Genomic DNA, 15,556 nt, shown 5'->3' with positions numbered 1-15,556 from the left:
GAATAGCTATAAATTAAGGTAATTCTTCTACTCGAATCCAGTAGTATTTTAATTCACTCATTAAAAACCATCTTTTTTTATTAGAAGAATCATCGTAGAGAATCTGCTCTAACATGTTCTTCTTTTTATTTATATCGGCAACCATCTGCCTTGTTTTAACAATACTCAGCTCATCAATTTCTTGAAGGGTAAGTTTTAAGAGTTCTGAATTTACAGGTAAGCTAAGCTGTTGTTGTGCATACTCAGAGACAGATTTAAGAATTCCTTCTTCACCACTAAGTGCGTCAAGAATTTTTCGCCAGGATTCGGATAGCCTTTCGGTATCTGCGCTGGCAACCAAATCTTCAATTAAATTAATCAACGATATTAAACTCGAAGCAGTCATTAAGACAACGGGCTTGAATAAAGGATCCTTTAAGTCTTCATTGTACATGTTCACAAATGCCCGTTTGTAGATTGTTACACGTCTTTGCAATAAATCATCAGCATTTGGTATTCGGCTGAGAATATGGTGTAACCAAACCTGGTCGTATTGCATTGCACCGATTCCATTCTCTTTGATAAGAGCTTGAGTTGCAGTATTTGGAGAATTGGGATCATTTTCTGTAGAAGTTTCACTGCTTTGTAAAACATTAAAGGCTTCACTTATGCTTGCGCCTGTTGCTAATAGCCTTGTTACATCACGAAATAAATCGTGGATATCAACAGCCTTCGCCAGGTAATTTTCAATAAAGGACTGAGTTTCATCCGAATTATCTGCTACAACGTATGCTCCAAGTACATGTGAACCGACCATGAACATCAAATCACCCATATCCCTTAATTGGGGAGAAGATAAGTAACCGGAAAATTGATCCCGGGTATTTACATTTTGTTGCTGAATTTCGTTCTGGGCACGTTGTGAATTATTAATCATCCATTCGCGTACTTGGGCTTTTAGCAAAGGTCCGGCTTCTCTCCCGGAATTGGAATTGGGCGCAACACGAATACATAGAAAATGGCATTGATAATCGTACAGAGATTTTGCTACGCGATCGGAACTTAAACCACGTTTATCCGGCTCATGATTGCCTGCATCGCTGATGAGAACCACATAACGCATGGATCGAGGCCGAAAATGCGTTGCAATGATGGCATTTCTTAAACCGTAAAATACCGCCTCAGGATAATCCATATCTGCACTTTTATCTTTTGCATTTCGAAAGAACTTGGTTACAGCTTCTCGATTAGCAGTTAAGTCTTGATGATTGAATAAATTGTTGTTTTTTTCGTCTTCGTAATCTCGAAATATTGCTCCCGAAAAACGAATATCCCAGTCGTCAGAATATTGTTCTGAAATGGATTGCAAAGCGTTCTCAATTGCATTAGCCGTTGCTTTAAGGTATGGCCCCATACTGCTGGTGGCATCAACGACAAATAAAATATCCAGTTTAGAGAAGTCTTTAATAGTTAGTTCAAGAGCTTGCTGTTGTTGAGCCGCTCTTTCACGGGATATCTCTCCCTTAAATGCTTCATCGTTGTTACCAAGTTTAATCGTATTACCAATAAACCCGATTTCATAAATATCATCCTTTTCGTCATTCTTTAAATTTCTCATGTCAATTCGTCTTAAAATCGGGTATCGGATTATTCCAGGTGGCCAGTATTTTATGGAGAAATTTTCTGTACTTATCCTATTTTTTCTAATTACTTCATTATTATGTTGTCCTTTTGAAGCGGCATATAAATAAGCGGTTTGTAAGTTTTCAAACACGGAAGCCGGTAAAGCTAAGGATTCTCTACTCGCTTGTGCATTTTGATCGAAATTAATTTCGAGTGCTTCCCTCGTATCCCAGAGCGTAATTCGGTGTATTGGAATCCAACCCAATAAATCCTCTTTACTACTTAGTACAGGTTTATTTCCAACTAAAACTGATTTTGGCTGATCTGAGCAACGTGGGTTGGTTTCAAAAACGAATAAAAATCGAAATACCCTGATTTTCTCTATAGGCTCGCCTTGACATTCCGGGTTATTATAAATAGACGCTATTTGGAAATCCTGATCTACAAGTTGTGTTTGCTGTTCTGATGGGATGAAATTAACCACCATTGCTTTTCGCCATATGCCCTTTTTTCTTATTGCCATACGGTGAAGAATAAAATCACTCTTTTTACCCCAGCCTTTGAAATTCATGTCAATAATTTGCTCGCCCCAGGTAGGTCCAGCTGCAAGCAGCAAATAACCTTTCCTCTCGGCAAATACAACAAAATGATCCCCAGTTGATGCCGTGTTAATTTGTTGAGCCCCATTTGGAGCAGAATAAAGGGCGACGTCATTTTTCAGTGGAAAGATTTCCCAAACAGATCCAGTAACTCTTCTTGATGCAGGAATCTCATTTCTACAAATGTTTTCTCCCTTTGAAAATTGGTATGGAATTTCCAAGGGTGTTTGTAAACTAGCGCCTTCCACTTCAATGGTTTGACCTTGAATTTGGGTTATTAAAGCAATTGAAAAAAATACGATTATGAAAATTGCATATATCGTGCATTTATTGTTTTTTAGAATCATAATATTTTCCCCTTTTCTAGATTTTTTAACAGTTGAACAAATCTCTGGTTTAGTTCATCAGATCTCCAACTTAATTTATGGATCGAATAATCCTGGATTTGCATGTATCTTTGCGATTCTAGAGAATTCAAATCATCTAGGATGAGTATGATTACAAATTCTTGTTTTATTAGTTTGTTTTTTGCTAAAATATCAATCGATTTTATCCAATGAGATATTTCACCGCTACTTTGTTTTAGAAAATTCTGAACAGGAAATATCAATATAGGCAACGCAATATGATTTTCCCAGAAATTAAATTCGATATTGTTTATACGCTTAACAAAATGATTGATTTCGGTTCTCGGGATTGAGGCGTAGCCAATGGTCGGATTTCTGTTTAGATAGTGGTTCAACCTGTTCCAGTTCTCCGGTTTTGATGAAAAAATCTCATCGTAATAGCTAATTTGTCCATCATGCCCAAGGCTTATAAATAATTTCCCATCAAATTGTTTTAATGCCTGGTGTATTTTGCGAATTGAGTGCGATTGCAATTGCTCCGAATAATTAATATATATGAGAGGGATAATTGGGAGACGACTAACAGCAAGGGAAATTTGATTTACTTTGTTCGGTTCAGTCGATATATTCATAATCCAGGATTTCTCTCCCGAATCCGATTCAAATCCCCATGGGAGTTCAATCTTCAAATCAAAAAAATTGTTTTTATCTTTCTTGGTAAGGATTAATACTTGCTGATCGGAAGTTATTTTTTGTGTGTTTGTCCATTTACCACTAGGTGGGTACGATGGTAAATCCTGACCATCATATTCTAGAAATTTTGTATCATTTGACGAAATTGTAAAGCTCATTGGTACAATTGAGCTGGAAAAGTTAATTTTATCAAAGCGGAAAGTAGGTTTGAGTGAAAGAGTTATCCAGGTATTTCCAGTTTTAGTTTTAAGTAATTCGAACCATTTTTGCTTTTCGTAATCCTTTATCGAATAGGTTATGGATTTTAATTCATCTAGGGTTAAGTACCATCTTGCTTTGTCACCATTTTTGAATACTCTGTTTAATTCAAGTTTTTCATTTGAATAAGATTTTATTGCAATCCCGTCTCTTCCTTTATATTCGATTACATACAATGATTTTTCTAAAGATTGCCCAGAAAGCTGCATGTAGGTTTTACTATCTTTAGTAAAAAAAAGAGAAAATATGAATATAAAGAATATTTTAACAGAATTGGCTTTCGTGGTTATTTTCCTATTTTTAATGACATAATTAATTATTAGCTTTTGATATTTGCATTATTGATTTTTCTGAAATGGTAATAATTTATTTGGAAACTGATAGAAAGCTTGCCGAAGAAGTCAGAAGATCCTTGTAAATATTACAATTAAATTATATTGTCTCTACCTCATGAGTAATTTAATTTCTTTGATTATTTGCATACACCAATTATTGTACCAAGAATTTTCTTAAATGTAGTGAAAGTAAGTTTTTATAACTTATTGTTTTTAAAATATTTAAAAAATAAGACGTTTAATGTATGGCAACGATGAACTATAAAAATAAAGCGTCTTTGCTAGTACCATAGTAAAATCAATAAGACTTTTATTTCGAGCTAAATTGCAATATCAACAAAATTAAAACATCATACATAGATCATTTTCCACTTGTAATACAAAAAAACACTATACATATTAATAAAAAATAGTGCATACGCAAATATAAATTTAATGATTTATAATTATTCTTCTTGCGTTGAAGTAAAAAATTTGTTAAAATAGTGAAAAATAAGTTGTAATTTTTTTTAAAAAATAAGTATTAGGATCTATAAGTGGACAATATTCAGTCTTCATCTACACCCTCGCAAGAACATAGAAGATATTATCGACTTCAACCGAGGGAAGAAAAAGAGCCTAAAGCTCACCTTGAATTTAATGGAAGAAAAGTCGATTTGACAGTTGTGAATTTAAGTCCGGGGGGCTTGTTATGTTACATAAATGTGGATGAAACCTCAGTAGAAAAGGAATTTTTCATTCCCAAAATAATCATTCAGAAACCAAACAAAAAACCGGTTATTTATTCCGGTCGTGTCCTTAGGGCCGATGTTCTTAAAGAATCCAAATCAAAGTTTTGTGCGATTGAATTTGTTCGGTATCAAAAAAAAGTTTTAACTAAAGGAAGTAAACCACTTGGTACAATAACTCCTGATAGCGATATAGATCGATATTATCTTCATCGATTTGAATCAATTAAGTTCCTGGATGGACCTCATTCAGTTAAAGAGGAAATCCAAGAGACAGAAATGTTGTATAATGCTTTCGATGATATTGCCCAGCGTTTGCCAATTGAAGAGCGATGGTTCTTTTTCGAAATTCTTGACACAATGAAATCTCACCAACCTGAATATCCTGACGCTCTAAAAATGGAATTTTTTCGTTTTTGTCGTGGTGAAGATCGCAGCGAATTTATGTCGGATCAAGGGAGCAGTGTGGGGATTTTTCGATGGATAAAAAATCTATTCATGAAAGTGTGAATTGATTGTCTCAGCTTCAAATTCCTGAAATACTTTTTAGGACTTCCGTATTTATTTGATGGCCACCAGTAAAAGAAACAAACTGAAAGAGGATTCCACTTTCTTCTAGCTGCAATTTTTCTTCATTAATAATATCCGGAGTTGCGTACTCATCTTTATCTCCAATCACAAATGTCAATTTGGCATTCTTGAAAATATGTTTATTATTTCTCAGTTTAAGTTCCGGGGGGATTCGACCGGCCCATAAAATAAGGTGGTCAGGTTGTATATCTCCCTGGGCAACCCAACGGCATACAGTAGCTGTTGCCTGGGAAAAACCAAATATTGTAACTTTTACAGAAATATTTTGTGTTTTGGATAATATTTCTTTGGCAAGGGTGTCTAGATAATTTACATAATCTTTGATTTCGTTTATTCTATCTTCTTTTGTCATCCAGGTTGCTGCAACTCTTCGATCCGGAGTTTCCAAATAGAAACGAGAAAGAGCCTCCGGCGCCACGATTAATCGCTGACTATTTTCCAAAACTTCAAAATGCTTAATGAAAAATGAAGCTAGCTGACCATAACCATGACAGACAAACCAAACCTCCTGTACCGATGAATCCTGGTTACCTAAAACATAATACCTAGCAGTTTTTGAGATGCGAATGTGATGTTCCTGGGCGGCCATTCATTAACCTGAATAATTAATTTATTTCTTTATTCTAAAACCATTACAATCGGACAATGGTCCGATCCCATCACTTGAGGAAGAATGTATGATTTTATTAGGCGGTTGCGTAGCAATGATGATATACAGAAATAATCAATGCGCCAGCCTATATTCCTCTGGCGTGCGTTACTAAAATTACTCCACCAGGTATAATGCCCGCCCTTTTTTTCAAATTCTCGGAATGTGTCAATAAATTCTGCATTGATCAAATTCTCGAAACCGGTCCTTTCTTCTTTTGTAAATCCCGCATTGTTTTTATTGGTCTTCGGATTTTCTAAATCAATTTCTTTATGAGCGACATTAAGATCACCGCAAAAGATAACGGGTTTTTCCCTTTCTAGTTTTTTTAGATAGGCTTAAAAATCAACATCCCATTCCTTTGTACGATAACCTAGTCGCAGTAGTTTTCGTTGCGCATTTGGTGTGTAAACAGTGATTAAAAAATAATCCTGGAATTCTAATGTGATAACCCTTCCTTCTTGATCATGTTTTTTTATTCCGATTCCGTTATTGACTTGGATTGGTTTAATCTTTGTAAATATTACCGTACCGGAATAGCCCTTTTTTTCAGCAGGATTCCAATATTGATGGTATTGGAGCAGGTTTAATTCAATTTGATCTGAATCAGCCCTAGTTTCCTGAAGGCAAATGATATCCGGATCGTGATTTGATAAAAACTCCAAGAAACCGTATTTAATCACAGCCCGGATTCCATTAACATTCCAGGAAATTAATTTCATTTAGATGAGAATTTTAAATTAGCTAGAAAATTGAAAAATAAATTAATAAATATTGAAACTTCTAAAATATTACCTTAGAATCAAAGTAAGTTAACCTGGATTATTCACAATCCATTGCAAGCAATTCATGAATTAAACAAGTTTATAACAAATCGAATTTTAAATCGAGAGAAAATTTGAATAATTTTAGATCATCATAAGTAATGGGTACTTATTCTTCAAAAGTATTAAGACGAGATGAACAAGATTTTAAAATGATAAATGAAAAAGGTTATTGCTTTGGAACCGTTGAAAGGTTATAACCTATTGTTTTTTTGTCATTAACACTTGGCTTTTACAGGCTGTTACAGAATACACATAACTGGCGAAATGTCATCCTGATCCGCCAGTAGGCGGAGAAGAATCTCTGGATTTCATTAGTTTTATTAGTCATGTCATTTACTAAGAATATTCAAAAGTTTTCATTTATATGATGAGTCCAAGTTTTAATAAAAATTCAAGTTTTAAAATGAATTATTTTCAATTAATAAAAAAATCTTTGGTATTAACTCTAATCATCATAATTGTGTCTTTCCAGGCGTTTAAAAAATTTGATAAAGAAAATAATCCAAGTGAGAATAAGATAGAATCAATAATCGTAGAAGAAATACCCATCACAAAAATAGATATACGTCAGGCGCCGCCCGTTAGACCAAAGGTACCAATACCATCCGATGATCCTGAAATTCCCGATGATTTAACCATTGAGGAAACCGAGTTATTATTTGATGAAGAATATCCGGAACCACCCACCCCCCCAACAATTACTAAACCGGCACTCAAAAAATATGATTCTGATCCGGAACCGATCGGCGGGTTAGCCGCAATTAAAAGATATTTGAAATATCCCGATTATGCTCGTCGTGCAGGAATTGAAGGACAAGTTGTAATTAAAGCATTGATTAGTGAAGAGGGTAAAGTTGTCAAATGGAAATTTCTGGAATCATTGGGATTTGGGGGTTGTGACGAAGCAGCCTTGACTGCCATGAAAAAGGTAAAATGGAAACCGGCAATTCGAAGTTTAAAACCCGTTCAAGATTGGGTGACGATCCCTTTCAAATTTCGATTAGTGAAACGTTTCTGATTCTTAATCCCAATTTTTATTTTAAATTTAAATATTTTTATTGACATTGGATATTTTTTATTATATACTACTACAGTAGTAGTTAATTAACGATAAACGTAGGAGCTAAATGAAAAAGACTAAACTTTTTTCAGAAACTGAGTGGCAAATATTGAAAATCATATGGAAGAGAAAAACAGCTACGGTAAAAGAAGTCTGGCAGGAAGGTTATCCGAACAAAGAGAAGGCCTACACAACAATCCAAACGTACATGGATCGTCTGGTCCAAAAGAAGGTTCTCAAAAAAGAAAAAATTGGATTGGTTAATTTTTATAAACCCAGTCTTTCGGAGACCAAAGCTATAAAACAGGCTACAGAAAGTTTTGTGAGTCGCGCTTTTAACGGATCATTCGGCTTGCTGGCTCAATACTTAGTGGATTCCAGAAATCTATCAAAAGAGGATATTGATCAAATTAAAGAATTGATAAAAAAGCGAGAGTCTCAGCAATAGGAGGTAACTGTGTTTGTATTTCTTAATAGTTTATTTAGCTTCATTTTAATGATAACACTGGTTCAATTTTGGACAAATTCCAATAACCTCTTCGCCCAAGATCCAATCAAAAAAGATTCTATTTTATAAATTGGCTATTTCAAAATAAATATAAAGAAGTGACTAATACTCTTTAGGGACTACTCTATGTTTAAGAATTATACAGAAGCAATCATGTGGATCAATGAGATTTCAGGGGTTTGGTTGGAGTTTCTGTTAAATGCCTCTTTCCAATTGACAGTTTTTGCAATGCTAATTGCGATTTTGTCTTTTTTCTTTCATAATCGATCTGCCATTTTTTTGCTTTGCTTATGGTCATTGGTTTTACTAAAAATAATGCTGCCTCCTTCAATTAATTTTCCATTTAATAATCAAACTCAGTGGATTCCTGAAATAGTTTACCCTGTTTTGACACTTACAGCGTTGGATGCCAGTGTTGAAGATACTCAGTTATCGCTTCAAAGTTGTTTGTTTATTTTCTGGGTTTTAGTGGCAATTGGCCTTCTCATTTACCTGGTTTTCAAAAATGTAAAATTTTATATTAAACTTGGAGACTCCACAAGATTCTATCGAAAATACATCCCTGCAAACCTGAAAAAACAATTCGAAAAAAATAAAATCCAATTAATGTTAAATCGAACTATACCCATTCCATTTACAGCCGGAATTTTTCGGCCCAAAATCTATCTGCCAGGCAGTGCGATGTTTTGGCAGAACGATCAGTTGGAAGCCATTTTACTACATGAACTCGCACACATACAGCGAAAAGATTCTTTAGTTGGGTTAATTCAACATCTAGCTCAGATTGTTTTTTTCTTTCATCCTGTTATTTGGATAACCAATCGTCAAATCAATAAATTTCGCGAGAGAACTTGTGATGATTTTGTACTAGCCAATTCCCAAAATACTGCTCTGACTTACAGTAAGCTTTTGATATCTTTTATCGATCAATCATCTAGATCTGGCATGTTTTCTCATGCTGTTAATTACTTCCATCAAACAAACAAAATCCTTATTCAAAGATTTCAATATTTAATCAATCAAAAGGAGAAAATTATGATGAAACTGAATTTAACTGAAAAGATGCTCATTGGCCTTTTTGTTTGTTTAGCCTTTGGTATTTCAATGTTGAATGTGAGATGCTCAGAGATTCAGCAACCATTAGTGGAAAATGAGGCTGTATTAAAAAAGGAAATAAATTCTGAGGAATTTCAGAAATTCGACCAAGCTCCGGCACCCATTGGTGGTTTCCAAGCTATTCAACAAAATCTGCATTATCCTGAAATTGCCAGAAGAGCAGGAATAGAAGGAACAGTTGTAGTTCAAGCATTAATTGATGAAAGCGGTGCTGTGGTTGATACAAAAATTTTGAATTCACTTGGAGATAATGGCTGTGATGAAGCGGCTGCGGAAGCAATAAAAAAAGTGAAATGGCAACCAGCTGCTAAAGAGGGTAGACCTGTTAAAGTCAGGGTGAGAATTCCTGTAATATTTAAATTAGATAAATAATGTAAGTTCGACATAATGGTTCATGGCTCGACTCCCGGTCACCATAAAGCAAATTAAGCAGCCTGAGCGAATTCGAAGACTGATAATAATACATATTTTACCAGAGATGGAATTATGTCGGATTCACGTTAAATAAAAAGCACCTTCGCCTCTGCAGGTTGGCAAAATCCAATTTATCAAAGTATAACAATGTTAACCTGCGAAAACTACTTCATTTGGACTTTTAGTTAAATAGTCCTTGCGCTTAATAAATCACATTTTTAATTTGTAGGTTAAAATAATCAATTAGTATAATCCATCAATTCTGTGAGGAGGTTTTATGCGCAAGGCTTTATTCATCAAATTTAGTATTCTAGTTTTGGTATCGTGTACGTTGGCCCAGGATGTTCCCCGGCGGCCGGTTAGTACTTATTCTATTGTCGCTCGCGACTCTATAACCGGGGATCTTGGTGTTGCAGTTCAGTCCCATTGGTTTTCGGTTGGTTCGCTTGTTTCCTGGGCAGAAGCCGGAGTAGGGGCGGTTGCTACACAATCATTCATTGAAGTTTCCTATGGTCCGTTGGGATTGGAGCTAATGCGTGCCGGGAAAACTGCGCCTGAAGCTTTATCGGCTTTATTGAGCATCGATCCGAATGCGGATGTGAGACAGGTAGCAATGGTTGACGTTCATGGCAATGTGGCTGTTCATACAGGCGCCAAATGTATCATCGAAGCGGGCGACCTGAAAGGTAACCAATACTCCGTTCAAGCAAATTTGATGGAAAAAAATACTGTATGGAGTGCTATGTCAAAGGCTTATGAGTCAACCGAAGGAGATTTGGTTGACAAATTAATGGCATCATTGGAAGCCGCACAGGATGAAGGGGGGGATATCCGGGGTCGCCAATCTGCAGCTATTCTGGTTGTTCCTGGTAAATCAGGAGGCGCTCCCTGGCGGGAGAAGATCATAGATTTACGAATTGAGGATCATCCGGAACCCATAAAGGAATTAAAGCGCCTGATTAATGTCCATCGTGCATTTGAGCACATGAATAAGGGAGACGAGTACTTTTCCAATGACGATGCAGCCAAAGCGCTGGAAGAATATGCTAAAGCCGGTGTATTATTGCCGAATAATCTGGAAGTTATGTATTGGCAGGCGATAACGATGGTGGGTGCCGGGCAAATTGAGAAAGCATTACCCATTTTTAAAGAAGTGTTTACTAAAGATAGAAACTGGTACACATTAACGCCAAGACTGCCTCATTCCGGTTTACTCCCGGATGATAAAACCTTAATCGATAGGATTCTGTCGACAGTTAAATAAAGGCTTGTGATTTTTTCATTTTTTATCTTGACAATAAAGAATCAAGATTGTATATTGTGCCACGCGTTTCATAGCAATACTAATTGCTTAAGCCGCTGGGTGTAAAAACTTAGCGGCTTTTTTTTATCTCAATAAAAAACCCTCGAATCCTGAATGAAGACGAGGGTTACAAGTTTTTCACATTCGAAAAAGAATTTATGAACCCGATGATTGATATTCCAAAACCATCGCCGCTATGGTGTGTTTAAGAACCGGATCATATTCAAAATTATAGCTTTGTTTAATAAACTCTATGGCCCACTTGTCCTTCAAACTATGTAGAGTAACTAAAGCCATTTGACGGTATTTAACATCTTTTTCCCAACGGTAGACTCTGACAAGTTCGAAAATTGAGTCATCATCAAGTTCCAGTTTGTCACTATATTTGATGATGAGCTGCATCGCCGACTGCTTTACTCCGGTATTTTCCGAAGCTAAATTCGCGGCAAGATTTTTACTGAAACTTACCCAGTCGACATTTTCCTGGGAATAAACGGGATTTGCCCCGATAACAACGAGGCTTAAAGCGAAAATAACAAGGCATGTTACGACGCGTTTCATAGCAATACCTCCTTCATTTAGTTAAGGGTTTAAAATTACTTATGGTGTAATTATTACGGTGAATTTTTTGTAAGGTTGCATAAAAGTGCTCAAAGCGCATTAATTGCCTAAAGTGAGCTAAAGTTATCTAGCGCTTTGGCTTTTCGAAGATAGAACTATGATATGTTGCTGAGGTACATAAACGAAATTTGGGATTGAATCAAAAGTCCTGACAGGTTTTTTTACTAAGAAAGCCAACCTTCGTTATAACATTGAGTTTGAAACCTGCCAGGTCTATTCGTATAATCAGAAATAAACCAAGAAGAATGAGCCTGAGTACTATTGAATATAAGAAGTTAGAGGTTCGATGTTGGGTTTTAGGATTTATACTTCAACAATTCGATAGTAAATTGTCGATTGAGGTACTGAAAGCTGCTAAATTGTATCAAAGAAACAGATTTATCGGAAATCACCCACCTACCAATTGCAGAAAATAAGCACACAGTAAACCGGCGTAATTACCTAAAACATAGCCAAAAATTCCCATGAGTAATCCAACTGGCGCCATGGCCTGGTAATAAGCGCCCGCAACAATCGGTGCGCTGGCAGCCCCACCGATATTTGCCTGGCTTCCCACTGCCAGCAAAAACAAAGGCGCCCTGAGTAGTCTTGCACCGATAATCAAAAATGAAACGTGAATAATAATCCAAACAGCTCCAACCGCCAATAAAATAGGCGCGGCGGCTATACCGGCCAGGTCCGCTTTTGCGCCGATGGAAGTGAGGAACAAATACAAAGCTGCATACCCTAATTTGGAAGCGCCGGAACCTTCAATTTTTTTTAGAGGAGTGAATGATAATAGGATGCCAATTGTGGAGATCAGGATTACTGTCCAGGTAAATTTGGAGAAAATCGTTGCAACAGTTGGCAAATATTCTTTTAAGAACGGGTCTGTTATACCATAAACGATTCCAGCCAGGAACTGGCACACCACCGCACCAAGAATGCCAATGGCAATAATTGCGGAAGCATCCGGCAGAGAGATCGGTTTCATTTGGTTTTTCTGGAAATCTTTTAGCCGGCGGTTTAAATCTTCTAATACTCGGGTATCTGCCTTGTTCCAACGATCTATACCTTTTTGGTGGTTGGCTAAAAACAATAACACTCCCATCCAGGTGTAGCCAACGGCAGTATCAACAATGATAATAGGACCGATTATGCTATCCGGGGCTCCTACCGATTCTTTAATTGCAGCGAAATTAGCTCCTCCGCCAATCCAGCTTCCCGACAATGCCGCCAATCCTTTCCAGGTATCCGGAGGTACCCATTGTTTGAATATCAAAAGGGCAACCGGTCCCCCGACTACTACGCCTAGTGTCCCAATTGCCATCATGGCCAGGGCTTTTGGACCAATTTTTAAAATGGTAGGCAAATCGGTAGTGATCATCAAAATAAACAAACTGAATGGCAATAAGTAATCTTTCATCCAGACATACACCGGAGACGAGGATGGCAATATTCCAAATGTTGTGGCAAAAGTTGGGATATAATAGATTAGAGCAATGGACGGAATGATTTTGTAAAATTTTTTGGCCCAGGATTGTTCGGTTGACCAAAATACCAGTGCACAAATTCCTGCACAAACTGCAAAAATAGCCATCGGATCTGTTATCATAATTTTAGCCTATCAATAAAATTGTGTAATTTTCACTTGAAACTTAACAAGATTGAATGGTAAATACAAGTTACAAATTTGGTTATGGATTGATAAGTTAATTTAAATCCATCGAATTTTCTGAGTTGGCCTTTTGAAACAGATTAAAATGAACACTAGTGTGCCGGAAGAAGTCAAAAATCCTGGAAAGGAATTTGCCGTTAGGTATGTTCCTGGCGTTGGGAAGTTCTATAATTATCTACGGTATTGGTACTGTTGTCATGGTCGGAGTTCTGCCTGCCGAACAACTGGCTGGCAGCTTAACGCCCGTTTCTGATGCCGCTCGAATTTTCGGGGGCAATTTGGGCGGGATGGTAATGACCGCTGCAGCTTTTCTTTCATTCTTTTCGGTAGCGAATGCCGGAATTTTGGGTGCGTCGCGATATCCATTGGCGATGGGAAGAGATCATTTGAAACCTAGTGAATTGATTTAAATCCGGAATTTTGAAATGCGAAAATTAACATATGAAGAAATATTTGATCAACGCTTTGATAAAGAAAAGATAGATAGGGAAGGAAGATTCCCTATTTATGTGATTGCGGAAAACATCCGTAGCCTGCACAATGTGGGTTCCATTTTTCGAACTTCAGATGCCGTAAGAATATCAAAGCTATACCTTTGTGGTTTTAGCGGCCAACCGCCAAGAAACGAGATTAGCAAGACAGCATTAGGAGCGGATAAAACCGTACCCTGGGAATACCATAAAGAAGCAGTTAAGGTTGTCCATAAACTAAAGCAAAATAATATTCCCATCATCATTTTGGAGCATACGGATTCTTGTGTCGAATATACCGCCCTAAATTATCCTTCCCCTTTGTGCCTTGTTATTGGCAACGAAGTTGAAGGTATCAGTGAGGATGTAGTAAAACTAGCAGATTACGCAATTGAAATTCCGATGTTTGGCATTAAGCATTCCTTAAATGTCGGGGTAGCTTTTGGAACCGTAATATTCCATATTTTAGAACAGCAAAAAAAGTCAGGCATTCTCAAATATTTTAATTAACTTCAATTAGTTTAAAACAACTTGTGAGGATGTATCGTCTTATTAATATGCTTAAATATGAAAAATAATTACGGAGGTAAGATGAAAGGACGATATATCCATCCAATGTGGATCGTGATTGTAGTTTTTGCGATTGGTAGTCTTGGATTTGCATTTAAGCGAATCGATTCCAAGGACAAAGACCGGCCCTGGTTAGGGGTCTCGGTAATAGATGTTTCAAAGAAAAATAAGAAAGAGTATGACTTAGGGCGGAATGAGGGAATCCAAATCAGTTATGTAGTTGATGATTCACCGGCAGATTTTGTCGATCTTGAAAGAGGAGATTTAATCCTATCTGTGGATGGTTCGGACTTGAAAGGTCCCCGGCATTTTACAAGATTAATCCGTAAGAAAAAACCGGGAGATAAATTATCACTTAAAGTGATTCATGATGGCAAGAATAAAACTATTAAGGTTGAACTGGCAAGCTACAAAGATAAGGAAGATGAACACCAATTTTTCTATTCCTACAATTTTGATGATGATGAATCTGGAGACAAGTATAGCAAACCACCATTTAGTGTATTTTTCGGTGGGTTAAATCGCCCATATCTTGGTATTCATATGCAAGACATGAATGAGGATTTAGCGAAATATTTTAATGTGGATGTTGAGGACGGCGTATTAATCACGGATGTGGAAGAAGATAGCCCGGCGGAAGAAGCAGGAATGAAACCCGGCGATATTCTTTCAAAAATCGATGGTGAATCAGTTGAGGTTACGGATGATATTTTGGAAATTTTGGGTGATTACGATTCCGGTGAGGAAGTCGAAATAACCGTGGTTAGATCCGGTAAGGAACAAAAAATTACTGTTGAGTTAGGTGAATCGAATCATAGTTTTGGGGGATTTAATGTAGCCCCCCATATTTTTAATTTTAGGAGTAGGATGCACTCCCCGGATAATAATATAATAATCAGGCTTCGTGATGGAGAGCCACGTATTATCATCAGAAATAAAATTATACAAAGAATGAATGATAGAATCCATGATCGAATCAATTTTGAAATTAATGATAATTTTAACTTTCATTATGATTTGGATCATTTGATTCAAGAGGGAATCCATCATAAGCTAGAAGAAAAACTGGATCATTTACAAGATCGTTTACATGATTTTAAATTTAATCTACGGGATTTAAACCAATTCGAGTTCAAACCTGAATACAATAGAAAAATCACAAAAGAACATACCCTTTACATTTAAACCATATTTAATCCTACTTCGGC

Annotated in this window: 13 protein-coding genes and 1 pseudogene; 8 read left to right on the top strand and 6 right to left on the bottom strand. The window is 36.6% G+C overall.

Going from position 1 to position 15,556, the window contains the following annotated elements; translation table 11 throughout:
• Nucleotides 1–13: 13 nt before the first annotated feature.
• Both IIC38_02870 and IIC38_02865 read right to left on the bottom strand, forming a co-directional pair.
• Entirely contained in the window at nucleotides 14–2,548 is a 2,535-nt protein-coding gene (locus IIC38_02870) for a hypothetical protein (GenBank protein MCH8124889.1), read from the bottom strand.
• Complete coding sequence (locus IIC38_02865) at nucleotides 2,545–3,708, bottom strand: hypothetical protein (protein ID MCH8124888.1); 1,164 nt, start codon at nucleotides 3,706–3,708, stop codon at nucleotides 2,545–2,547. Before IIC38_02865 ends, IIC38_02870 begins: the two co-directional genes overlap by 4 nt.
• Nucleotides 3,709–4,370: 662 nt before the next feature.
• On the opposite strand from IIC38_02865, the gene IIC38_02860 reads away from it, so the two are divergent.
• Nucleotides 4,371–5,072 carry a hypothetical protein gene (locus IIC38_02860; GenBank protein ID MCH8124887.1) on the top strand — a complete coding sequence of 234 codons (702 nt, stop codon included), beginning with the start codon at nucleotides 4,371–4,373 and terminating at the stop codon, nucleotides 5,070–5,072.
• A gap of 16 nt (nucleotides 5,073–5,088) precedes the next feature.
• Here IIC38_02860 and IIC38_02855 read toward each other — a convergent pair whose 3' ends face one another.
• Together IIC38_02855 and xth are read right to left on the bottom strand one after the other, a co-directional pair.
• Nucleotides 5,089–5,742, bottom strand: a complete 654-nt coding sequence (locus tag IIC38_02855; protein MCH8124886.1) for a phospholipase — start codon at nucleotides 5,740–5,742, stop codon at nucleotides 5,089–5,091.
• Nucleotides 5,743–5,771: 29 nt separating this feature from the next.
• Nucleotides 5,772–6,524: pseudogene (gene xth, locus IIC38_02850) on the bottom strand (exodeoxyribonuclease III).
• A 508-nt stretch (nucleotides 6,525–7,032) separates the two neighbouring features.
• Between xth and IIC38_02845 the strand changes: the two are divergent.
• The 4 genes from IIC38_02845 to IIC38_02830 all read left to right on the top strand — a co-directional run bounded on the left by IIC38_02845 (nucleotide 7,033) and on the right by IIC38_02830 (nucleotide 10,991).
• A complete protein-coding gene (locus IIC38_02845; protein ID MCH8124885.1) occupies nucleotides 7,033–7,647 on the top strand; it encodes an energy transducer TonB in 615 nt (204 codons plus the stop codon).
• 109 nt (nucleotides 7,648–7,756) lie between these two features.
• Nucleotides 7,757–8,137, top strand: coding sequence for a BlaI/MecI/CopY family transcriptional regulator (locus IIC38_02840; GenBank protein ID MCH8124884.1), 381 nt, complete (start codon nucleotides 7,757–7,759; stop codon nucleotides 8,135–8,137).
• A gap of 186 nt (nucleotides 8,138–8,323) precedes the next feature.
• The gene (locus IIC38_02835; GenBank protein MCH8124883.1) at nucleotides 8,324–9,685 is read left to right on the top strand and encodes a M56 family metallopeptidase; all 1,362 of its coding nucleotides are present in this window, start codon (nucleotides 8,324–8,326) and stop codon (nucleotides 9,683–9,685) included.
• Between the two features lie 319 nt (nucleotides 9,686–10,004).
• Nucleotides 10,005–10,991 (top strand): DUF1028 domain-containing protein, encoded by a 987-nt coding sequence (locus IIC38_02830; protein MCH8124882.1) that lies wholly within the window; start codon nucleotides 10,005–10,007, stop codon nucleotides 10,989–10,991.
• A 195-nt stretch (nucleotides 10,992–11,186) separates the two neighbouring features.
• Here the strand turns inward: IIC38_02830 and IIC38_02825 are convergent, their stop codons facing one another.
• Both IIC38_02825 and IIC38_02820 read right to left on the bottom strand, forming a co-directional pair.
• Complete coding sequence (locus IIC38_02825) at nucleotides 11,187–11,591, bottom strand: hypothetical protein (GenBank protein ID MCH8124881.1); 405 nt, start codon at nucleotides 11,589–11,591, stop codon at nucleotides 11,187–11,189.
• A gap of 448 nt (nucleotides 11,592–12,039) precedes the next feature.
• Nucleotides 12,040–13,245 carry a DUF819 family protein gene (locus tag IIC38_02820; GenBank protein ID MCH8124880.1) on the bottom strand — a complete coding sequence of 402 codons (1,206 nt, stop codon included), beginning with the start codon at nucleotides 13,243–13,245 and terminating at the stop codon, nucleotides 12,040–12,042.
• 206 nt (nucleotides 13,246–13,451) lie between these two features.
• Between IIC38_02820 and IIC38_02815 the strand changes: the two genes are divergently transcribed.
• The 3 genes from IIC38_02815 to IIC38_02805 all read left to right on the top strand — a co-directional run bounded on the left by IIC38_02815 (nucleotide 13,452) and on the right by IIC38_02805 (nucleotide 15,533).
• On the top strand, nucleotides 13,452–13,718 hold the full coding sequence (locus IIC38_02815; protein MCH8124879.1) for an amino acid permease: 267 nt from the start codon (nucleotides 13,452–13,454) through the stop codon (nucleotides 13,716–13,718).
• Nucleotides 13,719–13,733: 15 nt separating this feature from the next.
• Nucleotides 13,734–14,288 carry an RNA methyltransferase gene (locus IIC38_02810; GenBank protein ID MCH8124878.1) on the top strand — a complete coding sequence of 185 codons (555 nt, stop codon included), beginning with the start codon at nucleotides 13,734–13,736 and terminating at the stop codon, nucleotides 14,286–14,288.
• Between the two features lie 81 nt (nucleotides 14,289–14,369).
• Nucleotides 14,370–15,533, top strand: coding sequence for a PDZ domain-containing protein (locus tag IIC38_02805; GenBank protein MCH8124877.1), 1,164 nt, complete (start codon nucleotides 14,370–14,372; stop codon nucleotides 15,531–15,533).
• Nucleotides 15,534–15,556 lie beyond the last annotated feature (23 nt).

The sequence above is a fragment of the candidate division KSB1 bacterium genome, assembly GCA_022566355.1.
Taxonomy (GTDB): Bacteria; Zhuqueibacterota; JdFR-76; order JdFR-76; family DREG01; genus JADFJB01.
Note: the sequence above shows the minus strand (reverse complement) of the source record. Positions and strands in the feature narration are given on the sequence as shown.

What these genes read in the sequence shown, in the direction of transcription:
- IIC38_02870 (MCH8124889.1), bottom strand. Translation starts at nt 2,548, where the DNA reads ATGATTCTAAAAAACAATAAATGCACGATATATGCAATTTTCATAATC.
- IIC38_02865 (MCH8124888.1), bottom strand. Translation starts at nt 3,708, where the DNA reads ATGCAGCTTTCTGGGCAATCTTTAGAAAAATCATTGTATGTAATCGAA.
- IIC38_02855 (MCH8124886.1), bottom strand. Translation starts at nt 5,742, where the DNA reads ATGGCCGCCCAGGAACATCACATTCGCATCTCAAAAACTGCTAGGTAT.
- IIC38_02845 (MCH8124885.1), top strand. Translation starts at nt 7,033, where the DNA reads ATGAATTATTTTCAATTAATAAAAAAATCTTTGGTATTAACTCTAATC.
- IIC38_02840 (MCH8124884.1), top strand. Translation starts at nt 7,757, where the DNA reads ATGAAAAAGACTAAACTTTTTTCAGAAACTGAGTGGCAAATATTGAAA.
- IIC38_02835 (MCH8124883.1), top strand. Translation starts at nt 8,324, where the DNA reads ATGTTTAAGAATTATACAGAAGCAATCATGTGGATCAATGAGATTTCA.
- IIC38_02830 (MCH8124882.1), top strand. Translation starts at nt 10,005, where the DNA reads ATGCGCAAGGCTTTATTCATCAAATTTAGTATTCTAGTTTTGGTATCG.
- IIC38_02825 (MCH8124881.1), bottom strand. Translation starts at nt 11,591, where the DNA reads ATGAAACGCGTCGTAACATGCCTTGTTATTTTCGCTTTAAGCCTCGTT.
- IIC38_02820 (MCH8124880.1), bottom strand. Translation starts at nt 13,245, where the DNA reads ATGATAACAGATCCGATGGCTATTTTTGCAGTTTGTGCAGGAATTTGT.
- IIC38_02815 (MCH8124879.1), top strand. Translation starts at nt 13,452, where the DNA reads ATGTTCCTGGCGTTGGGAAGTTCTATAATTATCTACGGTATTGGTACT.
- IIC38_02810 (MCH8124878.1), top strand. Translation starts at nt 13,734, where the DNA reads ATGCGAAAATTAACATATGAAGAAATATTTGATCAACGCTTTGATAAA.
- IIC38_02805 (MCH8124877.1), top strand. Translation starts at nt 14,370, where the DNA reads ATGAAAGGACGATATATCCATCCAATGTGGATCGTGATTGTAGTTTTT.